Source organism: Pseudolactococcus raffinolactis NBRC 100932 (assembly GCF_001591765.1).
GTDB lineage: Bacteria > Bacillota > Bacilli > Lactobacillales > Streptococcaceae > Pseudolactococcus > Pseudolactococcus raffinolactis.
The window spans coordinates 51,248-76,487 of sequence record NZ_BCVN01000002.1; the positions used below are offsets into that span (position 1 = coordinate 51,248).

22 protein-coding genes are annotated in these 25,240 nt (G+C 40.8%); 12 read left to right on the forward strand and 10 right to left on the reverse strand.

The features are described from left to right. Positions 1-6: 6 nt before the first annotated feature. From LRA01S_RS01305 to LRA01S_RS01330, 6 genes are all read right to left on the reverse strand, one after another. Positions 7-729, reverse strand: coding sequence for a hypothetical protein (locus LRA01S_RS01305; protein ID WP_061773847.1), 723 nt, complete (start codon positions 727-729; stop codon positions 7-9). Next, positions 726-1,994, reverse strand: coding sequence for a serine--tRNA ligase (serS, locus tag LRA01S_RS01310; RefSeq protein ID WP_061773848.1), 1,269 nt, complete (start codon positions 1,992-1,994; stop codon positions 726-728). The genes LRA01S_RS01305 and serS overlap by 4 nt, the downstream gene beginning before the upstream one ends. Positions 1,995-2,222: 228 nt before the next feature. Next, positions 2,223-2,612, reverse strand: coding sequence for a DUF956 family protein (locus LRA01S_RS01315; protein ID WP_061773849.1), 390 nt, complete (start codon positions 2,610-2,612; stop codon positions 2,223-2,225). 76 nt (positions 2,613-2,688) lie between these two features. Next, positions 2,689-3,600 carry a PTS system mannose/fructose/sorbose family transporter subunit IID gene (locus LRA01S_RS01320; protein WP_061773850.1) on the reverse strand — a complete coding sequence of 304 codons (912 nt, stop codon included), beginning with the start codon at positions 3,598-3,600 and terminating at the stop codon, positions 2,689-2,691. A gap of 19 nt (positions 3,601-3,619) precedes the next feature. Next, the gene (locus tag LRA01S_RS01325) at positions 3,620-4,429 is read right to left on the reverse strand and encodes a PTS mannose/fructose/sorbose transporter subunit IIC (protein ID WP_061773851.1); all 810 of its coding nucleotides are present in this window, start codon (positions 4,427-4,429) and stop codon (positions 3,620-3,622) included. A gap of 17 nt (positions 4,430-4,446) precedes the next feature. Continuing rightward, positions 4,447-5,436 carry a PTS sugar transporter subunit IIB gene (locus LRA01S_RS01330; protein WP_061773852.1) on the reverse strand — a complete coding sequence of 330 codons (990 nt, stop codon included), beginning with the start codon at positions 5,434-5,436 and terminating at the stop codon, positions 4,447-4,449. A 249-nt stretch (positions 5,437-5,685) separates the two neighbouring features. Here LRA01S_RS01330 and LRA01S_RS01335 point away from each other — a divergent pair, with 249 nt between their 5' ends. From LRA01S_RS01335 to LRA01S_RS01350, 4 genes are all read left to right on the forward strand, one after another. Continuing rightward, positions 5,686-6,582: a LysR family transcriptional regulator gene (locus LRA01S_RS01335; RefSeq protein ID WP_061773853.1), complete on the forward strand. Its 897-nt coding sequence runs from the start codon at positions 5,686-5,688 to the stop codon at positions 6,580-6,582. A 20-nt stretch (positions 6,583-6,602) separates the two neighbouring features. Further along, positions 6,603-7,772, forward strand: coding sequence for a DNA glycosylase AlkZ-like family protein (locus tag LRA01S_RS01340; RefSeq protein ID WP_061773854.1), 1,170 nt, complete (start codon positions 6,603-6,605; stop codon positions 7,770-7,772). 239 nt (positions 7,773-8,011) lie between these two features. Beyond that, on the forward strand, positions 8,012-8,587 hold the full coding sequence (locus tag LRA01S_RS01345) for a TMEM175 family protein (protein ID WP_061773855.1): 576 nt from the start codon (positions 8,012-8,014) through the stop codon (positions 8,585-8,587). A 252-nt stretch (positions 8,588-8,839) separates the two neighbouring features. Continuing rightward, the gene (locus tag LRA01S_RS01350; RefSeq protein WP_061773856.1) at positions 8,840-9,334 is read left to right on the forward strand and encodes an EbsA family protein; all 495 of its coding nucleotides are present in this window, start codon (positions 8,840-8,842) and stop codon (positions 9,332-9,334) included. Between the two features lie 38 nt (positions 9,335-9,372). On the opposite strand, the gene LRA01S_RS01355 is transcribed toward LRA01S_RS01350, so the two are convergent. Then, positions 9,373-9,570 carry a ferredoxin gene (locus LRA01S_RS01355; RefSeq protein ID WP_082785343.1) on the reverse strand — a complete coding sequence of 66 codons (198 nt, stop codon included), beginning with the start codon at positions 9,568-9,570 and terminating at the stop codon, positions 9,373-9,375. A 28-nt stretch (positions 9,571-9,598) separates the two neighbouring features. Here LRA01S_RS01355 and LRA01S_RS01360 point away from each other — a divergent pair, with 28 nt between their 5' ends. The 3 genes from LRA01S_RS01360 to LRA01S_RS01370 are packed head-to-tail and all read left to right on the forward strand — an operon-like array spanning position 9,599 to position 12,068. Further along, positions 9,599-10,069 carry an SAG1386/EF1546 family surface-associated protein gene (locus LRA01S_RS01360; protein ID WP_061773858.1) on the forward strand — a complete coding sequence of 157 codons (471 nt, stop codon included), beginning with the start codon at positions 9,599-9,601 and terminating at the stop codon, positions 10,067-10,069. Next, positions 10,066-10,734: a (d)CMP kinase gene (gene cmk / locus LRA01S_RS01365; protein ID WP_061773859.1), complete on the forward strand. Its 669-nt coding sequence runs from the start codon at positions 10,066-10,068 to the stop codon at positions 10,732-10,734. The genes LRA01S_RS01360 and cmk overlap by 4 nt, the downstream gene beginning before the upstream one ends. A gap of 50 nt (positions 10,735-10,784) precedes the next feature. Continuing rightward, a complete protein-coding gene (locus LRA01S_RS01370) occupies positions 10,785-12,068 on the forward strand; it encodes an LCP family protein (RefSeq protein WP_061773860.1) in 1,284 nt (427 codons plus the stop codon). 113 nt (positions 12,069-12,181) lie between these two features. On the opposite strand, the gene LRA01S_RS01375 is transcribed toward LRA01S_RS01370, so the two are convergent. From LRA01S_RS01375 to LRA01S_RS01385, 3 genes are all read right to left on the reverse strand, one after another. After that, complete coding sequence (locus LRA01S_RS01375) at positions 12,182-13,042, reverse strand: sugar ABC transporter permease (RefSeq protein WP_061773861.1); 861 nt, start codon at positions 13,040-13,042, stop codon at positions 12,182-12,184. A gap of 3 nt (positions 13,043-13,045) precedes the next feature. Beyond that, positions 13,046-14,422, reverse strand: a complete 1,377-nt coding sequence (locus LRA01S_RS01380) for a carbohydrate ABC transporter permease (RefSeq protein ID WP_061773862.1) — start codon at positions 14,420-14,422, stop codon at positions 13,046-13,048. 165 nt (positions 14,423-14,587) lie between these two features. Beyond that, positions 14,588-15,811 (reverse strand): extracellular solute-binding protein, encoded by a 1,224-nt coding sequence (locus LRA01S_RS01385; protein ID WP_061773863.1) that lies wholly within the window; start codon positions 15,809-15,811, stop codon positions 14,588-14,590. 327 nt (positions 15,812-16,138) lie between these two features. Between LRA01S_RS01385 and LRA01S_RS01390 the strand changes: the two genes are divergently transcribed. The 5 genes from LRA01S_RS01390 to LRA01S_RS01410 all read left to right on the forward strand — a co-directional run bounded on the left by LRA01S_RS01390 (position 16,139) and on the right by LRA01S_RS01410 (position 25,240). Next, the gene (locus LRA01S_RS01390; protein ID WP_061773864.1) at positions 16,139-17,911 is read left to right on the forward strand and encodes a glycoside hydrolase family 13 protein; all 1,773 of its coding nucleotides are present in this window, start codon (positions 16,139-16,141) and stop codon (positions 17,909-17,911) included. Next, entirely contained in the window at positions 17,911-19,179 is a 1,269-nt protein-coding gene (locus tag LRA01S_RS01395; protein ID WP_061773865.1) for an alpha-amylase family glycosyl hydrolase, read from the forward strand. The genes LRA01S_RS01390 and LRA01S_RS01395 overlap by 1 nt, the downstream gene beginning before the upstream one ends. 221 nt (positions 19,180-19,400) lie before the next feature. Next, complete coding sequence (locus tag LRA01S_RS01400; protein WP_061773866.1) at positions 19,401-21,017, forward strand: glycoside hydrolase family 13 protein; 1,617 nt, start codon at positions 19,401-19,403, stop codon at positions 21,015-21,017. Between the two features lie 177 nt (positions 21,018-21,194). Then, positions 21,195-22,817, forward strand: coding sequence for a glycoside hydrolase family 13 protein (locus tag LRA01S_RS01405; protein ID WP_061773867.1), 1,623 nt, complete (start codon positions 21,195-21,197; stop codon positions 22,815-22,817). A 155-nt stretch (positions 22,818-22,972) separates the two neighbouring features. Then, a complete protein-coding gene (locus LRA01S_RS01410) occupies positions 22,973-25,240 on the forward strand; it encodes a glycoside hydrolase family 65 protein (RefSeq protein WP_061773868.1) in 2,268 nt (755 codons plus the stop codon).

Genomic DNA, 25,240 nt, shown 5'->3' on the forward strand with positions numbered 1-25,240 from the left:
TTTGATTTATTTAACAATCGCATGACTTGAAAGTGTTTGACCCGCTTGATCTTTGAGGATCAACCAAGAATTTGTCCCCGCAAAATAAAGCAAGTGACCAACTTCATTGACTGATTTTAAATGAATATCAGCTGTCGTCACAAAATCAGACCCGATGGCATCCGCATGTTCTTGACGCAAGGTCAGAGCAAATTTTTGAGAAAAACCAACAGACCCATCTTGATTCAAGGGCATATCTTGCTTCAGGACAGCACCTTTTTTGATGACCATGTCGTTACGTTTTAACCACTGAACTTCAGCTTTCGCACCGTCATAATCAACATAAAAAGGTATCTCAGCAATTGCCTTGGTAAAGCGATACTGAGCCTTTCCTGAGCTTTTAGCGGGCGCAGCAGGTGTTTCTTGCATTGGTTTGAATTGATAGCCAAGGAGATCTAGATAGGGTGTGAGCTTGTCCAGATAAGCCGTCAAGACTTTCGTTTGATGACTCGGAACTTTTTGATCCGTCAGATATTTTTTAAAATAAGTGGGATCAATATCTACTGGTAGGCTGAAAACGAGGGCACGATCAGCTTTCGCTTTTTGCATGACAAGGTTTGGTCCCTTGAAGTAGCAGACTGCTTGAGAATTGTCAGCTACTAAGGCTGCCAAATCCTGCACCTCAAGCTGTCCTAATTCATCTGGAAAGACAAGGGTCAAGCCCTTCTCACCAAAACTTGCCGTCATCATTTGATCACATCAACGCCGCCAAGATAAGGGCGAAGGACTTCAGGAATGGTAATAGACCCGTCAGCATTTTGGTAGTTTTCAAGTACAGCAGCGACAGTACGACCAACCGCTAAACCAGAACCATTGAGGGTGTGAAGGAGCTGTGTTTTACCTGCTTCATCACGGTAACGGATTTGGGCACGACGTGCTTGGAAATCTCCCGTATTAGAACAAGAAGAAATTTCACGGTAAGTGTGTTGTGATGGAATCCAGACTTCTAAGTCATAAGTTTTAGCAGCAGAGAAGCCCATATCACCAGTTGATAAAGCGACAACACGATAGGCTAAGCCTAATTTTTCAAGAATATTACCAGCATTAGCGACCATTTTATCAAGTTCTTGATAAGACGTTTCTGGCTTAGAAAACTTAACCATCTCTACTTTGTGGAATTGGTGCAAGCGAATGAGACCACGTGTATCACGGCCAGCTGACCCCGCTTCAGAACGAAATGATGGGCTCATAGCAGTGAAATAGATTGGTAGTTCGCTACCGTCAATAATTTCATTGCGATAGTAGTTAGTTAAAGGGACTTCAGCAGTTGGAATTAAAACAAAATCGCTATCTGCTAATTCAAAAGTATCTTCTTTGAATTTCGGATATTGACCTGTACCGTACATTGAGTCGTGGTTAACCATGTAAGGTGTGATCATTTCAGTGTAGCCTTCTTTGGCATGCTCATCTAGCATGAAGTTGTAGAGTGCGCGCTCAAGACGTGCGCCCAAACCTTTATAGAATAAGAAGCGTGATCCAGTGACTTTAGCGCCACGTTCCCAGTCCAAAATGCCTAATTTTTCTCCCAAATCCCAATGCGCTTGTGGTTCAAAATCAAAGTTTGGCACTTCACCCACTCGTTTGACTTCGACATTATCATCTTCGTCAGCACCGATAGGGACATCGTCAGCGGGGATATTAGGTAGCGTTTCGAGAATACCTGTCACTTTTTCATCGAAGAAAGTCAACTCTGAGTCGAGTGCCTTGATCTGACTTGAAACTTCCTGCATTTGCGCGATTGCAGTGCTAGCATCTTCCTTGTTACGTTTGGCAAGGCCAATGGCTTCAGACGCCTCATTACGTTGCTTTTTGAGGTCTTCCGTTTCGATAATTAACTCACGTCTTTTAGCATCGAAATCACGTAATTCATAGAGTTTTTCAGATGCCACACCACGTGTTTTGAGTTTGGCTTCTACCTCATCAAATTGGTTGCGAATTTGTTTAATGTCTAACATAGCTGTCCTCCGAGTAATGAAAAAGATGCCTTCAAAATGAACAGGGCGTTTTTCAACACGGTTCCACCTGTCTTGCTTTGAAAGCATCTCGTTTTTATTATGATCTGTTTAAGGGCGGTAGAATTTCATACTAACCAAGGAGTTGCTTGCAACAACCGCAACCTTTCTAAACCAATGATTAGCATTACTTATCCGCTAAACACATTATAGCAAGATAGCCTAGAATAATCAACTTTTTCTTTTAGTCAATAATTTCTTGACTTTGCTAACCAGTGTTGGGGCCTTAACCACCTTATCATTGCCTAAATGTTCACGAACCAGTTTCAGGACTTTACCTGCGTCTTTTGAAGAAAAACGCAAATTGTTTTGTCGCTTGCTGTTGCCTTGTTTTTTTAAAACAATGACAAATTGTCGTCGGACTTTATGCTGACGTGTCACGACCCCTTCAACATGGTGAATCGTTTCCCAAGGAATTTGAATGGCATCAGCAATATTGGCATCATTAAAAAACTCAAATGCTTTATCACCAATGAGGAGTTTACCATAGACGCTACCAAGGCCGACATAGGCAATAGCTTGAAGAGGAGCGGAAGTTTGTGTATTCAGTGATTGTATCATAGTTATAGTATACCAATTTTTTAATAAAAAAACCTGCCATAACTGGCAAGCTTTTCAAAAGCAGAAGTGCTTAGGCTTACATTACACCAAGGACGTGCATCACAACACCAAAGATAAATAGGCCGATGATGATCGCGATTGGTGAAACTTTTTTCTTAAGTAACCACATACATAGGAAAGTCAAGAGCAAGCCAGCAAGACCTGGAATCAAGCCATCCAAGTTTTGTTGTAAAGTTGTCACTTTATCAGGTGTTTGAGAAAGTCCTTCACCAACTTTTTGGAAGGCTTCTTGGATACCTTTGCCACCTGCAGGGAGTTTGTCCCATTCGATGTATGCACCTTCAGAGAGTTTGACTTTAGAAACATCAAGTGCAAATTTGATAGATACCCAACGTTCTACGAGAACGGCAAGGATAAACATACCTAAGATTGATGCACCTTTAGTGATGTCTTGCAACAATCCACCAGACAAGTCAGAAGTAATTGAAGAACCAGCTTTATAACCGAATTCTTGTGTGTACCAGATAAATGCCCAACGAATGACGTTCCAAAGGACGAAGAACAAAATAGGTCCAAGGATGTTACCGCTCAAGGCAAGTGATGCACCGATCGCACCCAAGATAGGACGAACAGTAAACCAGAAGACAGGGTCACCGATACCGGCAAGAGGACCCATCATACCAACTTTAACCCCTTGGATAGCAACGTCATCAATGGGTGCACCATTGGCACGTTCTTCTTCGAGGGCAAGTGTTACACCGATAATTGGGCTAGCAACGTATGGGTGTGTATTGAAGAATTCCATGTGACGTGTCAAAGCAGCAGCACGGTCTTCTTTAGTTGTGTAGAGCTTTTTAATCGCTGGGATTAAAGAGAAAGCCCAACCTAAGTTTTGCATCCGTTCGTAGTTCCAAGAACCTTGAAGGAAAGTAGAACGCCAAGCAACGGCTAAACGGTCATTTTTTGAAAGTTTAATTTTTTCACTCATAATAATCTTGTCGTCCTTTCTAATAGTCATTCAAGATGTCGCCGATAGGATCTGTACTACCAGAACCGCCACCAGCGTTGTTACCGTTACCACCCATTTTAGAAAGATTGATATAGATGAGGGCAAGGGCAACACCGATCGCACCAAGGGCGATAAGTGTCAAATTGCTAACTGCGGCAAGGGCGAAACCAATGGCAAAGAAAGGCCAAACTTCACGTGACGCCATCATGTTGATAACCAAGGCATAACCTACGGCAACAACCATACCACCACCGATGGCCATACCATCAGTCAACCAATCTGGCATTGCTTCAAGCGCATTTTGTACGGCTTGAGTTGGTACCAAGATAAGGGCCAAAGCAGGGATAACGATACGAATACCTTGTAATAAAAGTGCGACGAAATGGAAACGTTCAAGACCCGCAAAGTTACCTTTTTTAGCTTCAGCATCAGCACCATGAACCAAACCGACAGAAATCGTCCGAACGATCATTGTCAAGAAAAGACCAGCAACTGAAAGTGGGATAGCTGTTGAGAAAGCGACTGTGATACCTTTTGTATCAAAGTTACCAGATTGAACCATGATAATGGCAGCGGCAACACCGGCAAGGGCAGCATCGGGTGCAACTGCAGCTCCGATATTAGCCCAACCAAGTGCCATCATTTGAATTGTACCACCAAGGATAATACCAGCTGTCAAGTGACCAGTTACAAGACCGATCAATGTACAAGAAATAATTGGTTGGTGAAATTGGAACTCATCGAGGATGCCTTCAAGACCAGCGAAGAAAGCAATGATGAGAACTAAAATAATAGAGATAATAGACATGTTTAGTTCCTTTCGTTTTACTGAACGTTAGCTTTTTTGATCAAATCGAACAAGTCAGCTCTAGAGTCATTTGGTACTTTACGCACATCAAATTTAACTCCCAAATCACGAAGTTTTTCAAAGGTTTCAACGTCTTTTTTGTCCATTGACAACACTTTGTTAACCATTGTTTTACCAGTTGAATGTGCCATTGACCCAACATTGATTGACTCAATTGGTACGCCACCTTCAACGGCTGCCAAAACATCTTGTGGATTTTCAAATAGTAAGAAAGCATGTGTGTTACCAAAACGTGGGTCTTTGGCAATCTCAATCATTTTAGAGATTGGGATAACATTGGCTTTCACGCCATTTGGAGCAGCTTGACCAATCAATTGTTTACGCAAGTCGTCTTTAGCAACAGCGTCAGAAACAACAATGATACGATCTGCTTTAGAGTCTGGTGTCCAAGCCGTTGCGACTTGACCGTGCAGTAAACGTGTATCGATGCGGACAAGATTGATTTTAATCTTACCATCACCGATGACAGTACCTTCAGGAATAGCAGATGCTGTTGCTGTTTCAGCTGGGGCAGCAGTTGCCGTTTCTTCAGGTTGAAGCGTTTCTGGTAAAATTCTAATCCCGTCTTTCGCTTCCTTGAGGATGTTAGCAACGACTTTTTCTAAGCCGGCTTCAGCATCCATCATACGTTCAGTGTAGGCTTGAATCAACATTGGTAGATTCAAACCTGTGATAATAGCGATGTTGCGATCTGGATTTTCAGCCAGAACAGCACTTGCTTGGTTAAATGGAGAACCACTCCATAAATCCGCAAGCACCAAAATCTCATCATCAGCGTCAAATGTCGCGATGGCTGCGTCGATTTTAGCACGCAAGTCATCAGGACCTTCGCTAGGCATGAAAGTCACTGTTTGGACTTTTTCTTGCTCACCGAAAATCATTGAACCTGATTGATGGATACCTTCGGCGAATTCGCCGTGGCTCGCAATTACGATTCCGATACTCAAATTTGAGTTCCTCCTTATAAGAAATTGTAAATAAAAAAATTATTACACTCTATTATGCCCCTATATGAAACAGTTTGTCAAGTCAAAATGTGGAAACGTTTTCCTTGTCATCAGATTGTATTATTACAGACTATTTAAGAAGATGGGAAAATAATCTGATAAAAAATAAACGGTTTTCCCTAGGTATATTGGTAAAAATGTTATAAACTATAAGTATAAATAAAATTAGAATCTGAATAGGAAATCACTATGAGAATCCAGCAATTAAAATACATCATCAAAATCGTTGAAACAGGCTCTATGAATGAGGCATCAAAGCATTTATTTGTGACTCAGCCCTCACTTTCAAATGCAGTGAGAGAACTGGAAGAAGAGATGGGAATTAAAATTTTCACCCGTTCGACGCGAGGCATCACGTTAACGTCAGACGGTGTAGAGTTTTTATCTTACGCAAGACAAATTGTTGAGCAGACTGAACTTTTAGAAGAACGTTATAAATATAATCGTGAGAAAAAAGAATTATTTGCAGTTTCTGCGCAACATTATGCATTCGTTGTTGAAAGTTTTGCAAGCATTTTGCGTGAAAATGATATGCGTAATTATGAGTTAATTTTGCGTGAGACTCGGACGCATGAAGTGATTGATGATGTCCGTGATTTTCGTTCAGAAATTGGTGTCTTATATCTCAATGATTTTAATCGAGATGTTCTGACCAAGCTTTTCTTGGATAACAACCTTGAGTTTACACCACTCTTTCAGGCGGTTCCGCATGTGTTTATCTCCAAACACCATCCACTAGCCAGTAAAACGTCGGTCACAATTGAAGAAATGGCAGCCTTTCCTTATCTGAGTTATGAGCAGGGTGAGCGCAACTCCTTTTACTTTTCTGAAGAGATTTTGTCTACTTCTAGACACGACAAATCAATTGTCGTATCTGACCGTGCGACCTTATTCAATTTACTGATCGGGCTTGACGGCTACACCATTTCCACGGGGATTTTAAACAGCGATTTGAACGGCGATGATATTGTCAGCGTCCCGCTGCAAGTGGATGAGAAGATTGAGATTGGCTATATTTGCCATAAAAAAGGTCTGTTATCAGAACTCGGCCAACGCTTTTTGAAAGAACTTAAAGCTAAGGTATAAAAACATAGGGGGATGTGTGAATGACTGATATCATTTTTTCAAAACAAGACATCCGGCGATATATGATCCACCATTTTGGGCTAGATCGGCTAGATGCTTACGGTGAAGGAAAATCAGGTGTCTTAACCTATATTAAGCAAGTTGCGAGTTTGCAACAAGACCCAATCAATATCATAGGGACAAACATCGATATTATTTTGGCAAGTCGATTTTCAGACTATTCTCCTCAGGTCTTAACTGAGTTGCTTTATCAGGATGAGCTCCTGATAGAAGGTTTTGATAAGGAAGCCTGTCTTTTTTTACGAGATGAGTGGGGACAGTTTGCCTTTGCTCGGGATCAAAGGGTAGCAGCTAATCTCAGAACGCTAAGTTATCGCGATCAAGATAAGGCACTGGATTATCTGGAAGAGGTGACAAATCTTTTGCAGAATAGTCCTGAGCCAGTTTCACCACAGGATTTGAACCTTGGTAGGCTAGCAGATAGTAGTTGGGGAAGTTCAAATTTAGGTAATACTGTTTTATATCATCTATGGTGTCAAGGTGTTGCAGTTATCGCTGAGAGAAAAGAGCGGCGTAAACTGTATAAACACTATATGCAAGCCAAGGGGCTGGCAAATCTGCCGACATTTGACTCGGAGGCAGACTTTTTAGACTGGTTCGTTTACCGAAGGTTATCTGGTCTGGGTGTTTATTGGTTGAAATCTGGTTCTGGGTGGCTAGGGCAGTCTATGAAAGAACGTAAGGCTATCATTGAGCGCTTCCTTGAGCAAGGCAAAGTCGTCAAAATTCAGGTGACGGATATGAAAGAAGCGCTGTATCTGACACAAGATAACTATCAGCGATTATTAGTGGTTAAAAATCAGCCAATTAAAGCGGATCAGGTCAGATTTATAGCACCTTTAGATAATTTCATTTGGGATAGAAAATTTGTCCAAGCCATTTTTGACTTTGAGTACGTTTGGGAAGTCTATAAGCCAGAAAAATTACGGCAGTACGGCTATTATGTTCTACCTATTTTATTAGGGGATAATTTTATTGGGCGATTTGAACCAGATCGAACCAAAACACGTCAAGATACCTTGAAAATCAAAAAAATTTGGTTTGAGTCGAACATTTATGAAACGCCTGAAATGACAGACATGATTCTGACTGAGGTCGAGCGTTACAATCAGTTATTGCTAAGAAAATAGTAGTAATATGTAGAAAAGTAGAACAGAATCTTTTAGTAGCGAAGCATGCGTCTGGGGAAAATAAGCACTAAAAAAATTAATAGAGAGATAGCAGAAATAGAATATGAAAAAAAAGTAGAACAGAAGCCTTTACAGTTCGAGCGTTGGTAAAAGATTCGGGTGAATCTTTTAGTAGCGAAGCATGCGTCTGGGGAAAATAAGCACTAAAAAAATTAATAGAGAGAGAGCAGAAATAGAATATGAAAAAAAGTAGAACAGAAGCCTTTACAGACGCCGTCATAGCAATCGTGATGACGATTTTAGTATTGGAATTCCCACATGTCCATGGGTCTACCTTTGCAGATTTGATTGTCCTGAAAGATATTTTTCCAGCTTATGTGATCAGTTTTATCTTTTTAGTGATTTACTGGAGTAATCATCACCATATTTTCCAAATCATTGATAAAGTGAGTGGGCAAACCCTATGGTGGAATAATGCTTTTATCTTTTTAATCACCCTTTTGCCTTTTACGACCAACTGGTTGGGTGATAATATCTGGGCACATGATCCAGAAATCCTTTATGCTGCTTTGTTTTTACTGGCAAATCTGACTTGGTTATGCATGATTAAAAATTTAGTTAAGGTCAATGCTCATAATGCTTGCGTGACAAAAATTTTGGGAGACTATCGTAAGTCTTACCGGACTTTGCTGTTAAATGTCTTAGCCTTAGTGATTGCTTTCTTTGTACCAATTGGTGGATTGATTATTAATGTTCTTTCTTTTCTCCTATGGGTTGTACCAGACAAACGAATCGAAAAAATTAAAAATAAGTAATATTTTAAAATTCACTTAGTTATAAAAATAAATCATCCTACATCTTGAGGATGATTTTTTTAAAAAACAGGATATTCTTACGCTATTTTTTATGTTTTATTTCAGAAAATATGATAAACTTAGTGTAAGGACTTTGATAAAGAAAGACTTTGAGCGGACCTGGTTTCGTGAACGCCCCGTATGGACGGAGCGTATGCGTAGGTCGAGTTTCAAGGTTTTATGAAGTGAAATTGTAGAAAGGGTGTTAGGTGTATGATTAAAATATTCGGTAAATTACGTTATCATTGGCAACCAGAGTTGTCTATCACGATAACTTATTGGTGCTTATCCATTGCGCCTATTTTTATCAGTTTAGCTTTATTGTATGAAAATACCAAGATTTCAAGATCGTCGTTTATTCTTTTTATTATTTTCGTCGTTTTAGTCTGGATTGGTTTCCAACGTTATTTTGAAATTTCTGATGATAAAGATTTATTGTTGTCACGCGGTTTAGTGCCAGGTTATGCTGGTAAAACAGTGATTTCAAGTATCTCTAAGATAAAGATCAGTAAACGTGCTATTATTATTTATACCAATCACAACGTCGAGGGTAAGATTTTTTATATGCGAAAATGGCCCAAAAAATATTTTGTGGATACCTTGACGACCAATCCTTTTTTCCAAGGAGAAGTTGAATTAATTGGTCATATTGACCATTATTTTGATAGCTACTCTAAAGATAAAAAAAATAAACTTAGTCAAATTTAAAATGTATCAAAAAAGCACAGGATAACTGTGCGTTAACATTAGTTTTTTTTAACGACGATAGCTCTGGTGGGACACTCTTTAGCAGCTTGAACAAGACTGGCATCAGGTGCGATATCAAGTTCGGTATCCCCTGTATCAAAGCGGACTAAACCATCAATATCATAGTTAAAAATCGGATTATAAGTGTGGCAGAGGCCACAAGCAATACATTGCTCAGGAAGTATTTGAATGATCATACTACTAGTATAACAGAGAAAGGACATCATGACTAAGAAAAACGAACCATGGAATAATGAAGTTTATGGTGCCATGCAAGAATCGCGTGGTGACATGCCACCTAAACGTTCATCGAAAAAAAATGAGGCCTCTACCAATTTTTTAACTTTTTTAGTTGTGCTTTTGTTTATGATTATTGGCGGTATTGTTGTTATTATCGTCTGGAATAATCGATTAGTTGACAATACCAAAATTTCGTCAAGTTTTTATACCAGTAAGTCTAGCGTTTCAAATTCAGCTAGTCAATCAAGTGTATCGTCAGAAGAGAAGCCTTCAGCGTCAGAAACAACTGAATCTAGTTCAGCTGTAGCTGGTGCTACAACGACTGTTGAAGCAGGCGAAGGTCTTTATTCAATCGCTGCTAGAACAGGTGTAGATGCCCAAACCATTGCCAAAGCCAACGGCATGACTGTTGAGAATTGGTATGCTAACCCAGGAGATGTCATTAAGTTAAAATGAATTTAAACGAGATTAGAATTGCAATTGACGGCCCAGCTTCCAGCGGTAAATCAACAGTCGCTAAGATTATTGCTAAAGATTTTGATATCATCTATCTAGATACGGGTGCTATGTACCGTGCAGCAACTTACGTCGCGCTATCTAACGATTTAGATGACGATTTTGCGCAAATCATTGCCATCTTAAAGGAAAATCCGATTTCATTTGGTACCTCATCAGAAGGGCAATTGGTTTATGTCGGTGAAGTGGATGTGACGCATGCCATTCGTCAAAATGATGTAACCAATGCTGTGTCTAAGATTTCAGCTATTCCTGAAATTCGAGAGTACCTTGTTGATGCTCAGCGTGAGATTGCAAGTCACGGTGGTATCGTCATGGACGGTCGCGACATAGGAACAGTTGTCTTGCCAGATGCCGAACTTAAAATCTTTTTGGTCGCCTCCGTCGAAGAACGTGCAGAACGCCGTTATAAGGAGAATTTGGCAAAAGGGATTGAAACGGATTACGAGCAATTGAAGTTTGAAATTGCTGAGCGGGATCGTAAAGATTCCACACGTGAAGTCAGCCCTCTCAAGCAAGCAGATGATGCGATTCTAATTGACACGACTGGAATGAGTATTGCAGCAGTAGTTTCTAAAATTGAAAGTTTTGTTAAAAAATTCTGATTGATTTCAGTTTTTTTTACATTTGCTCAGGAATTTGATAAAATAAGGGAATGGATCAACGAATAAAATTAAGAATAGAATATTTACGTGCCAATCTCAAGTATCTTAACGATGTCGAGTTAGCAGAATATAATCGACTGACAGGTCAACATTTGACGCACCAACAACAGCACCAACAACACACACATCAGCAGGTGCAAGAAACCTATCAAGCAGATCAGGCTTATCAGTCGCAGCAAGCCTATGATCAGGCATCAAATTTTGACCTGCAAAACAGTTCAGATGGTTTTAATAAACATCATAAGTCTCGTCCTTTCAAAAAGCCCAAAAATAAGAAGAAACGCAAGAAAGTGGGCTTTTGGAAAAAATTACGACGCTTTCTTTTGCTAGTTCTAGTTTTGATGATTGGTTTCTTCATCTATGGGTACCATCGAGGTAAGAGTCGGGCACCAGAGGGCTTACAAACTGAGAAGTTTTCCGGACATAAAACGCCATCTGGCGCAACCAATATCCTAATCTTGGGGACTGACCAGCGTGACTTCCAGACGACTGGTGATGCTCGGAGTGATTCTATCATGGTCATGCAAGTCAATGCCAAAGATAATAAAGTCAAGCTGGTAAGCTTCATGCGGGATACCTTGGTCTACCAGCCAGGTGTCAGCCAATATGGCGCTGATACTAAAATCAATGTGGCCTATAACATTGGTGAGCAAGATAATCATCAAGGGGCCGAGTATATGCGCGAGGTTTTGAAGAAAAACTTTGATATTGATATCCAGTATTATGCCTTAGTGAACTTTAATAGTTTTGCGACTGTCATCGACTCTCTTTATCCTATGGGGGTTAAAATTGATGCTAAGTTCTCAACGATTGATGGGCAAGTTGTTAAGTCCGTTGATGTGCCTGATGATTTGAATTGGACACCAGAACATCAAGATCCGATTCAAACGATTAAGGTCGGAACACAGCGAATGGATGGTCGAACATTACTGAACTATGCACGTTTCCGTAAAGATGATGAAGGCGACTTTAGTAGAACGAAACGTCAGCAGCAAGTCATGCAAGCGATTATGTCAGGTGTGAAGAGTCCGTTGACCCTTTTCACAGGGAGTTCAGCTCTTGGCACGATCAAAGGCGTAACCTCGACTAATGTCAGTGACTTCTTTATGCTGACGCATGCACCAGGATTGGCTTTAGATGCAGCAAAAGGTATTGAAAGTTATACAGTACCTGAAAATGGAGACTGGGCTGAAGCTCTAGATCAGTATGGTGGTTCAGGATTATTGATAGATTTTGATAAATACCAAGCTAAGTTGAAAAACTTATTAGGCTAATATGGACCATTAATCAAATCCAAAAGTCTAGCTAAACGCTAGGCTTTTTTTATAGCAGTAAAATATCTAAGCAAGCAAAAAGCCTGTCAAGTAAATGACAAGCTTTGTCGATTTTAACCTTTATCAGCCCCAGCAGTAATCCCATTGACATAGAATTTTTGCATGAAGATGAAGAGTAAAGTAATCGGAATCGCGATGATCACACAACCTGCGATAAATTGAGTAAAGTAGGTTGTTGCAGAGCCTTTTGAGTTAAAGACCATGGTATAAAGACCATAGGCAATGGTAAATGATTTTGAATCATTGTTACCTAAGATAATACCTGAGAAGATAAAGTCTGTCCAAGGCGCAATGAAAGCCATCAGCGCTGTATAGACGATAATCGGTTTTGAAAGTGGCAAGGTAATATTGGTAAAGACTTGCCATTTGTTAGCACCATCTATTTTAGCAGCTTCATCGATTGACGGCGGAATCGTATCAAAGAAGCCTTTAGCGATGTAGAAACCAAGTCCTGCGCCACCTGCATAGACCATGACCAAACCACCGATACTCAGCATATTGAAAGACTTCAAGATGTAGTACAAGGCAATCATTGACATGAAGCCAGGGAACATACCGAGTACCAAGGCGATTTGTAAGAAAGGTTTACGGAAGGCAAATTTCAAACGTGAGAGCACGTAACTCATCATGATGATGATGAGGGTAGAAATCACAGTTGATAGAACAGAAACGATCAATGTGTTCACCAACCAGTTGACAAATGGGAAGACACCATTTTCATTTTTAAGAAGTGAAACATAGTTGTCGATTGTAAAGTTATCAGGAATAATCGTGTCTACGAAACCTGTTGAGTTTTTGGTAAATGACACGAGGACAATCCAGACAATCGGGAATAGCCATACGATTGCAAGGAAGATTAGTAAAGCGTAGCGTCCGACTAATGATAAGAGACGTTGATGTGCATAAGATTTCATGATTTACCCCTCCTTAAATGCATTAGTACGGCGATAAGCAACAAGTGAAATGCTGGCATTAACGATAAAGATTAAGATACCGAGCGCTGCAGCCACATTGTATTGTTGCGTCTGACCAAAGACCAGTTTGTAGAGCCAAGTTACTAGCAAGTCCGTCTCACCAGCTGAATTATAGTTGGCATTCATCGGCCAGCCACCCGTTAAGAGGTAGATGACGTTGAAGTTGTTGATATTTCCGATAAACTGTTGGATCAAGGCTGGAGTCATGACAAACAAAATTTGTGGGAAAGTGATTGATTTGAAGATTTTGAAGCTATTGGCACCATCAATACGGGCCGCTTCAATTTGATCTTGCGGTAAGTTTTGGATGATCGCTGTTGAGGTTAACATGGATACAGGAATCCCAATCCACATGTTGACAACAATAACGGTAGCACGTGAGACCCAAGCATTTGAATCTGTTGTGATGAATTTAATTGGTTCAGAGATGATGTGCCAATCCATGAGCAGGTTATTTAAGGCACCTTGCGTGTTAAGGAATTGCGCCATCAAAAGTAAAGTGACAAATTGTGGCACCGCAAAGACGATGACAAAGATTGTACGCCACATGCCCTTACCTTTGATCCCTTTTGATTCGATCAGCATGGCAAGTAGTACACCACCAAGGAAGGTTGTGACAGTTGCAAGAACAGCCCAGATGAGTGTCCAGATCAGAACTGGGAAGAAAGTCCCAGCCAAGTTACCAGAGAGAATTTGACCAAAGGACGTAAACCCAGTCCAAGAAAAGGCAATGGCATGCTCTTTATTGTAGTTGGTGAAAGCCATGGTGATCATGTAAAGCGTTGGTAAAATTGTGAAGAGGAAGACGCCCAAGAGTGGCACAGCCATCAAGGTTTTGTGCAAGTTGCTATCCAGAAGTGATGCCAACTCTTCTTTGTTAGTTGGCACGTGCTGCCCTGTCTGTTTCAAATAAACCAAGTGCTTATTTGACTTGTAGTTTTGAATGAAGAGGACGATAAAAGCAGCGATAATCAGAAACGCAAGCACGCCCCAAAGTAAGATGATAACAGAGTTGTCGGGCTGAATCGTGACAGGAATTCCGTCTTTATCAAGCCCAGTTGTCATCTCCTTATTCGGTCCAAGTGTTGTCATGAGCGACAAGGCACTGATACCACTAAAGATGAGCCAACCGAGAAAGGCAACTTCCAAGGCCAAGAACATGGCACCTTTAGCAAATTGTTTGTGTTTGAGCTGATTTAGACCCATGATGAAGAAGGTTAGCTTTTCTGCACTGCCGGCATTCCAGACATCTCGGATAGTCAGATTGCGTTCAGCTTCCGAAATGATGGATTCTGCATTAATTTTTCTTTTTTTAGCCATAATGTTTCTTCCTAATTTTCAGTTAGTGAAATAAATTGAATAAGACCGAGCCCGCATGACGGGCTGATATTGGTTAGCACTAACCATGACGACTAGGCTAAGTTAAAGTATAAAAAGTTAGTTTCACCTAACTCTTTATGTTTGTTTTATCACTGATCGAATTTATTATTTATTGATGTCTTTAGCAAATGTTGCCAATTGTGCTTTGTAGTCAGCTTCTTTGATTTGACCAGTGTAAGCACCGTTGATAAGTGGTGTTGCTTTGTCCCAGAAGATAGACATTTGAGCTAATTTAGGCATCAAAGTAGAGTGACCTGTTTGTGCCATTGTGATAACTGTTTTAGTCAAGTCTGAAGCCTGAACATCTGCATTTTCTTGTGCTTTAGTATTTGTTGGTACGAGACCTTGATCTTTAAAGAGAACAAGTTGTGCTGCTTCAGAAGTGAGGTAGGCTGCGAGTTTTTGTGCGCCGGCTTGGTCAGGTGCTTTAGAGTTAACAGCGATTGATTTAATACCAAGGAAAGCTTGCATTTGTTTTTCTTCACCACCGATAGTAATCGTTGGGTATGGCGCTACTGCCATGTTGTCGCCAAGAACTTCTTTAACTGAAGTAGATGACCAAGGGCCGTCGATGATAGCAGATACTTTACCAGATTTCAATTGGTTAAGTGTATTATCTGTGTTCATAACACCTTTGTTAGATTTTTGTTCTGCAAACCATTTCATTGCGTTGACACCTTTATCTGAGTCAACGGACATGTCACCAAGAGTTTCACCATTTTCTCCATAAAGTGTTGTACCAGCTGAGAAGAAGATAGGGTAAACGTTGTATGGTACGGCAAAGTTTGTACCAATTACGCCTTTAGATGTTAAAGTGTCCCAAGATTTCACATCATCAGCAGTAAGTTTTGTTTTGTCATAGTAGATGAATTGTGATTGTTCTTCGTAAGGAAGTGCGTAAGTTTTACCTTTGTAGTTAACAGCGTTGAAAGCAAGTTCGCTGTTTTCTGCTTTAGAAACATCCACATATTTAGGTGCGATTTCATTGATATAGCCTTTTTCTGCCATATCGCCCAATTGATCATGAGGTACTTGGAAGACATCCCCATATTTTGCAGGGTCTTTTGCGATGTCAGTTTTAGCATTAGATGCACCTGAGTTGTTTGCTTTAACTTCAACTTTGACATCTTTGTTTTCTTTTACGAAGTTAGCGACGATTTCATCGTAAGCTTTCTTTTGTTCAGTATCAACATAAAGACGGACAGTTTTACCATCTGTTTTAGCTTTTGAGCCACCATCAGATGATTTAGACGAGCCACATGCAGCAAGTGCTACAGCTGCAGTACCAAGGACTGCTGTTGAGAGCAAAGCTTTTTTCCAAGTTTTCATAAGTTAATCCTCCATCGCTTTTATGAAAGCGTTTTTATTTTACATCTCTATTATGCAACCGTTTGTCTAAAAAGTCAAGCATTATTTTTATTTTTTTGAAAAGTCTTCCTTTTTTCTCTCTTTATCAAGTAATAGCGCCTGTCTGATAAGGTTGTCACATTTTTTAATATCGTGGGATGATAGAGTTTGACTCCTATATAAATAAAATATTGACCATTCTATGTGCAAACGGTTGCAATTTAACTTTATTATGTTAAACTATTTTTGAAAGCAATTACATTTCTAAAAATTGACAGAATACCTATCTATATAGAGGAGATCATAATGATGAACTTATCAGCAATTTACCACAGACCCGAATCTGAGTATGCCTATCTCTACACGGCAAGTGAAATGCGAGTCCGTATTCGTACCGCTTTAAATGATATCGCCAAAATTGTCGTCGTATATGGTGATCCCTATGACTTTTCAAATGGGGTATGGCAAAAAGAAGCCGATATTGAAATGATGCGAGGACTTGCAACAGAGACCCATCAATACTGGGAAGCCAAGCTACAGGCGCCCCATAATCGACTGAATTACGGTTTTAATATCACAGGACTTGATGGAGAGGAACTCTTCTTTGGCGATCAAGGCTTTGAACCATTAATTGATGAAACGGCTGGCAGTGATGGTCTCATGGGCTCTAATGCTTACTTCAAAATGCCCTATTTCCAAGAAATTGATCGCTTCAAAGCACCTGAATGGGTCAAGGAAACCATCTGGTATCAAATATTTCCTGAGCGTTTTGCTAATGGCGACCCGTCTAATGATAATGAAGGCACACTGCCATGGGATCCAGAAGCGCATCCAACACGGGAGGCTTTTTATGGCGGTGATTTACGTGGGGTAATTGATCATCTCGATCATCTGGTAGATTTGGGCATCAATGGTATCTATTTCAACCCGATTTTCGAAGCACCTACCAATCATAAGTACGACACTAGAAATTACTTAGAAATAGATCCTCATTTTGGCACCAAAGCTGATTTTAAAGAACTGGTCGATAAAGCCCATGCGCGTGGCATTAAGGTCATGTTAGATGCAGTCTTTAACCACATAGGGGATGAAAGCCCAGAATGGTTGAATGTACTGGAAAATGGCGAAAATTCTAAATATGCGGATTGGTTCCACATTCATTCTTGGCCAATCACAACGACACCAAAAAGCGAGTATGACGATAATTCTAACTATGAAACCTTTGCCTTCACGCGCCACATGCCGAAACTCAACACGGCCAACCCTGAAGTTCAAGATTACCTATTAGATATCAGTACCTATTGGATTCGTGAATTTGGCATTGATGCTTGGCGAATTGATGTGGCCAATGAAGTTGACCACCATTTCTGGAAAAGATTTTACAAAGCAGTCACTGCCATTGATCCAGATTTTTATATTCTAGGTGAGATTTGGACTAGTGCCCAGTCATGGCTTAATGGCGATGAATTTAATGGCGTGATGAACTATGCCTTTACGGGTTCAATTATCGATTATTTCGCCAATAGAAAAATTTCAGCAGACAAACTTGTCAGCAATCTCAATGCCCAGCTCATGCTCAATCGTGATCAAACCAATCAAATGATGTATAATTTATTGGATTCTCACGATGCTCCGCGTGTGCTCAGTCTTGCTAATGGTGATAAAGACATTGTCAAACAAATGTATGCCTTTATGTTCCTGCAACAAGGGACACCGGATATTTACTATGGTAGTGAATATGCCGTGACTGGCGGCAATGACCCCGATAACCGTAAGCCCATGGAATGGCGTCCTGAAAAGCAGGATCACGATATGTATGCTTTTATGAAGGCCTTGATCCAACTTCGCAAGGATCAGTTGGCGGTTCTTGTTGACGGTGATTTGGCTTGGCAGATTGAGGGTGATGTCGTAAGCTTGACGCGTTGTCTATCTGGCAAGCGTTTGACCGCTGTTTTTAATGCGAGTGAAGTTGCCTATGAGATGCTAACTGTCGGTAGCCAAGTGATTTTTGCTAATCATTTTAATGACGGCAACTTAGAACCTAAAGGATTTGTTGTTATTTTAGAAAGCGAGGCCATTTAATGGCAGTAGATACACCTAAAACACTTCGAGGACAAGTCATTTATTCGATTTTCCCACGTAATTTCAGCGAGGCTGGCACTTTTGCGGCGATTGAGCCTGAGCTTGACCGCATCAAGGCCTTAGGGACAGACATCATCTGGCTCATGCCCATTCACCCGATTGGCGCCGTCAACCGTAAGGGTTCTCTCGGCTCACCCTATGCCATTCAAGACTATCGTGAAATCAATCCAGAGTATGGCACAAAAGCCGATTTTATCCACTTAACTGAAGCGATCCATGCTAGAGGCATGAAAGTCATCATTGATGTCGTCTATAACCATACCTCGCCAGATTCTTGGCTCATCCAGCATCATCCTGAATGGTTCTATCGCAAACCTAATGGAGATTTTGGAAATAAGACTGGAGATTGGACGGATGTCAAAGACTTGGATTATAGTCTGAACCATGACCTCTGGGATTATCAGATTGAAACGCTTCAAATGTGGGCAGAATTTGTGGATGGTTTCCGATGTGATGTCGCATCTCTTGTGCCGTTAAATTTTTGGTTAGAAGCCCGTCAAGGTGTCGCGAAAGTACGTCCTGATGCTATCTGGTTATCCGAATCAGTCGAAGAGAGTTTCGTCAGCTATAACAGAAGTCAAGGTCAAACGGCGCTTTCAGAATCTGAGATCTTCCAAGCCTTTGACATGGCATATGACTATGATGTCTTTGAGGTTTTTAACGGTGTCTTGACAGGCAAACGTAGCTTGGCAGATTATGCTGAGGCTCTGGCACGTCAAACCGTTATTTATCCGGATAATTATATCAAGATGCGCTACCTGGAAAACCATGATAATTTCCGGGCCGCAGCCCTGATTCCTGACCCAGAAAAACTCGCTACTTGGACTGCCTTCATGTACTTTCAACAAGGCACAACACAACTTTATGCCGGCCAAGAAGTGCATGCCAAACACATCCCAAGTCTTTTTGATGCGGACAAGGTGGAGTGGCAAACTGGCCTTGATCAGAGTGACTATCTGGCAAGGTTAGCAGAGATTACCTCAGCAGAAATTTTTAAGACTGGCTATTATACGATTGAAGCGGATGGTCAAGCTTTGATTGGTAAATATGTTCTAGGCGCTGAAGAAATCGTGGGTCTTTTCCCAGTTCAAGGCATTGGCATAGCACATCTCAATGGCAAGTATGAGGATCTTTTGACCGGTGATATCGTTCAAAGTAATAATGGTAAGGTCGCCTTTCATCAGGCTATGATTTTGAAAGAAGTTTAGTCAAACGTTTGAAAATAAAAATTGAACATAGATACTGTTGCGTATCTGTGTTTTTAGTATTTTTGAATCTAAAACTATCAATTGAGTCACTTGACCATAATTTTATATATGGTATAAATATATCAGAAATATGGAAACGTTTACATATCAAAAGACTTGTGTTAAACTGTACTCGTATCCTAAAAAAACACATTACAGATGCCTGAGGAGGGTAGAAAATCATGACATTCGAGAAAAAATGGTGGCAGACGGCTGTTGCCTATCAAATTTATCCGCGGAGTTATCAAGATTCTGATGGCGACGGGATTGGTGATATTAAAGGGATTACCAGCCGTCTTGATTATCTGGAAAAGCTTGGCATCACAGCGATTTGGCTCAGTCCGGTTTATGCGAGTCCCATGGACGATAATGGCTATGACATTTCAGACTATGAAGATATTGCCAGTATTTTTGGAGACATGGCAGCCATGGACGAACTCTTAGCGGAGGCAGATAAACATGGCATTAAAATCATCATGGATTTAGTGGTCAACCACACTTCTGATGAACATGTTTGGTTTGTTGAAGCTAAAAAATCTAAGGATAATGATTTCCGTGATTACTACGTTTGGCGCGATCAACCCAATAATTTGACGTCAGCTTTCTCAGGTTCTGCCTGGGAACTTGATGAAGCAAGTGGTCAATACTACCTCCATCTATTTTCTAAAAAACAGCCCGACTTGAATTGGGAAAATGAGAAAGTTCGTCAAGCTGTCTATGACATGATGAATTTCTGGATTGATAAGGGCGTTGGTGGTTTCCGAATGGATGTGATTGATTTGATTGGAAAAATTCCTGACGATGAAATCACTGGGAATGGGCCTAAGCTGCATGACTATCTCCATGAAATGAATCAAGCCACTTTTGGCGATAAAGATCTATTAACAGTGGGCGAAACATGGGGCGCAACACCTGAAATCGCCAAACTTTACTCAGCGCCTGATCGTGAAGAGTTGTCCATGGTCTTCCAGTTTGAACATATCAGTTTGTCACACGAACCTGATCAGCCAAAATGGGATGTCATCGACCTTGACAAGGCGAAATTAAAAGCGGTTATCTCTAAATGGCAGACTGATTTAGCGGTAGGTCAAGGTTGGAATTCACTCTTTTGGAATAACCATGACCTGCCTCGTGCCATCTCTATCTGGGGCAATGATACGGCATATCGTGTGCAATGTGCTAAGGCTTTTGCTATTTTGCTTCACCTCATGCGTGGGACGCCTTTCATCTATCAGGGTGAAGAAATTGGCATGACCAATTATCCATTTGAAACGATTGACCAAGTCGAGGATATCGAATCGCTCAATATGTATGCTGAACGTCTTGAACAGGGCTACAAACCTGAAGACATTATGGCGAGTATCCGTGCTGTGGGTCGCGATAACGCTCGTGTACCAATGCAATGGGATGCGACTGATCATGCAGGTTTCACGTCAGGTCAACCTTGGTTAGCCGTTAATAGTAATTACAAGACGATCAACGTTGAAGCAGCCTTAGCGGATAAGGACTCTATTTTCTATACCTACCAGAAATTGATTGCCCTGCGCAAACAAAATGACTGGGTGGTTTATGGGGATTATGAGTTACTCGAAACGTCTGACAATGTTTTTGCTTATCTTCGCCATTTTGAAGGCAAGCAATACTTAGTTGTTGTCAATTTCTCTGACGAAGTTGCTAGTTTTGACAGTCAGTTTGTGGGTGGAAAAGGCATCATCGCCAACCGTCAAATTCCTAAAGATTTGACGCACGTAGCGCTTCAACCATGGGACGCTTTTGCAATTGAAGTGGCTTCAGAATAAGTTTGACAGTTTAACATAAAAATTGACCGATGACCATCGGTCTTTTTTGTCAGAAAAAAATGGTCAGACTGTGGTGAAGCAATATATAAGTTTTAAATGATAAGAGTTTTCCTTGACAATGCAATCGGTTGCATTGTATAATGGTTGCAAACGATGACATAAAAAATGGAGTGACACATGAAAAGTAAATGGTTTAAACAAGCAGTAGGCTATCAGATTTATCCCAAATCATTTCGCGATACGAATGGCGACGGCATTGGGGATATCAATGGCATTATCGAAAAGTTGCCTTATCTAAAAAACTTAGGCGTTGATTTTATTTGGATTAATCCAATCTACAAAAGCCCACAGTTTGATGGGGGCTATGATATTTCTGATTACTATGCCTTGGATGAAGAACGTTTCGGGACGATGGCTGATTTGCAAAACTTGATCATGCAAGCGCATTCAATGGGTATGAAGGTCATCATGGATTTAGTCGTCAATCATACGTCGGATCAACATCCTTGGTTTATCGAGAGTCGCAAGTCCAAGGACAATCCTTATCGTGACTATTACCATTGGCAGCCAGCGACACCGGATCACTTGCCCAATAACTGGATTTCATTTTTTGGTGGTAGCACTTGGACCATTGATGAAACGACGGGCGAAGCCTATTTTCACGTTTTTGCTAAAGAACAGCCCGATTTGAATTGGCATAATCCTAAGGTGCGCGAGGAGATTTATGCCATGGTCCGTTGGTGGCTGGAGCAAGGCATTGATGGCTTTAGATTAGATGCGATTAGTCATATTGAAAAAGCGCCTTGGGATTTTGAAATTAAATCCTTTAAAGATAATGACCCTTGGGAACCTTTCATGAATGTCGCTGGTATCGAAGCTTACATGGCAGAATTTAAGAAGATTTTTGATGAATTTGATGCATTGACAGTCGGAGAAGCTAGTGGTGTCTCTAGCAAGGAAGCGCCAAATTGGACGGATGATCAGGGTTATATTGATATGATCTTTGAACTGGAGCACACTGTTAAAGATGATGAAGGTCAAGGTGATCTCATCAGTTTTAAAGACACGATTATGCGGTGGCAGGAAGACTTACTGGATCGTGGATGGAATGCGCCTTATTTGGAGAATCATGATCAACCGCGCGTAATTGATGTTCTAGGAGACGGTACGAAAGCATCGGCTAAAGCACTAGCGGTTGCTTATATGTTACTTCGAGGCACGCCTTTTATCTATCAAGGCCAAGAAATCGGCATGACAAACTTTAACTATACAAATATCTCACAAGTCGATGCTACTGATACGATCTACTTATACAATGAAAAACTAGCAGAAGGCTTATCAGAAGAGGCAGCGCTTAAGGCAGCAACAGTGAATTCTCGTGACCACTCTCGGACACCAATGCAATGGGAAGCAACTGAAAACGCTGGTTTTACCGATGGTAAACCTTGGTTAGTCATCAATCCTAATTATCTGGAGAGAAATGTCGCAGCAGCACAAGCTGATCCAGACTCAATCTTAAATCTCTACAAATATCTGATTCAACTTCGTCATGAGCACCAAGATATCTCCGATGGTGGCATTAAATTTTTATGCCCAGACCATCCGACTGTTTTAGCCTACGAGCGAGGTGATTTCTTAATCGTGACAAATTTGTCTGAAACACCTACAAGTATTAGCTTTGATGCACCTTTGCATGACTATCAAGATGTGATCACACAAGCACCTGTACCGGATCAATTAGCTTTATCTTTAGCTGGCTGGGATTATCGTATTTACAGGAAAAATAAAAGAATAGCTTGACGTGCAAACGGTTGCGTGGTAAACTATAAGAGTGAAACCGGTTGCATTAAAAAGCTCCTAATCTGGCATAACAATGCCGAAAGAATTGAAAACACCAAATGCAATTAATGCACTGAAATTAAAGTACCTAAAATGAATGAGTGAGGAAATCAACAATGAATCAAATCAAACGTATTATGGCGATTGACCCATGGCAAATTAAATCAGACACACTAGAAATCGAAGATAGACGCTTACAAGAATCTTTAACAGCCATTGGCAATGGCTATATGGGCATGCGTGGTAATTTTGCTGAAACATACTCTGGTGATATGCACCAAGGTTTTTATTTAGCAGGTGTTTGGTATCCTGACAAAACACGTGTTGGTTGGTGGAAAAATGGCTACCCAGAATATTTTGGCAAGGCAATCAATGCCCTCAATATTGCAAAAATCAAACTCGTCATTGATGGCGCAGAAGTAGATTTGGCAACTGAGTCGATTAGCGATTTTAATATCTCGCTTGATATGGCAAAAGGCACGCTCAGCTATACTTACGTTGTGCGTGGTGTCAAAGTTTCTGCTGAACGCTTTTTCTCAGCTGATATTTTAGAACTTGCCGTTTTTGCCTTTATGTTTGAAACAGTTGATGGCCAAGACCACAAGATTCAAATTGATGCGATCATCGATGCGGACGTTAAAAATGAAGATGCAAACTACGATGAACAGTTCTGGAACATCCTAGATAAAGGTCAGACGAATAACGGGTCATACATCGCAACGCAAACAATCGAAAATCCATTTGGCGTGGACCAGTTTACCGTAGTTGCCAGTCAAACCTTTGCAGGAAACTTTGAGGCAGTTGGGCAAACTTCAGCTGAAAAAACGATCTTCAATAGCTTTGAACAAACAGTCACAGTTGGTGACGTTTTAACATTTGAAAAACGTGTTGTTGTGACGACAAGTCGTGACTATGCTGATTTAGCAGAAGTTAAAGCTGGTAACCAAGCTATCGTTGAAAAATCTGTTCAAACGCAAGATTATAACAGTCTTTATCAAGCACAAGTAGCTGCTTGGGGTAAACGTTGGGACATTGCTGATGTTGTGATTGAGGGGTCTGATGAAGCCCAACAAGGTATTCGTTTCAACCTTTTCCAACTCTTCTCAACTTACTACGGTGAAGATGAACGTCTCAATATTGGTCCAAAAGGCTTTACTGGTGAAAAATATGGTGGCGCAACCTACTGGGATACAGAAGCTTACGCTGTCCCACTTTATCTCTCTTTAGCAGATGAAAAAGTGACGAAAAATCTCTTGAAATATCGTCGCCAACAATTGCCACAAGCCCAACACAATGCCCGTCAACAAGGCCTTAAAGGTGCCTTGTATCCAATGGTAACCTTTACAGGCGTTGAGTGCCATAACGAGTGGGAAATTACCTTTGAAGAAATCCACCGTAACGGCGCGATTCCATATGCTATTTACAACTATACGAACTATACAGGTGACGAAACATACTTGGCGCATGAAGGTCTCGATGTCCTCGTCGAAGTGGCTCGTTTCTGGGCAGACCGTGTCCATTATTCAGCGCGTAATGACAAATACATGATCCATGGTGTCACTGGACCTAACGAGTATGAAAACAACATCAACAACAACTGGTATACAAATACACTGGCTGCTTGGGTCTTAAGCTATACATCAGAAAGTTTGGCTAAACACAGCCGTGCTGATCTCAATGTTACAGCGGAAGAATTGGCAAAATGGTCAGAAATCGTTGATAAAATGTACTATCCATATGATGAAAAAGAAGGCGTCTTTGTACAACATGATGGCTTTATGGATAAAGATCTTCGCCCTGTTTCAGCCTTAGACGCGACAGATTTACCACTCAACCAAAACTGGTCTTGGGATAAAATTCTGCGCTCACCATTTATCAAACAAGCCGATGTGCTACAAGGCATTTACTTCTTTGGTAACCAATTCTCATTAGAAGAAAAACGCCGCAACTTTGATTTCTATGAACCAATGACGGTGCATGAAAGTTCACTTTCACCATCCATTCACGCCATTCTTGCTGCTGAACTTGGCAAAGAAGCCAAAGCAGTAGAAATGTATGGTCGGACAGCACGTCTTGACTTGGATAATTATAACAACGACACAGAAGATGGTCTGCACATCACGTCAATGACAGGTTCATGGTTAGCCATCGTTCAAGGCTTTGCCCAAATGAAAACATGGGACGGTAAACTCAGCTTTGCACCATTCTTACCAAGCGATTGGACGGGTTATACCTTCCACATCAACTATCGTGGTCGCCTTTTGAAAATTGAAGTGACTGAAAATGTCACGGTCAGCTTGCTATCTGGAGAAGCTTTGAACCTGGAAGTCTATAGTCAATCAGTTGAATTGACGTCTAGTTATACTGTGAAAGTAGGTGGTTAA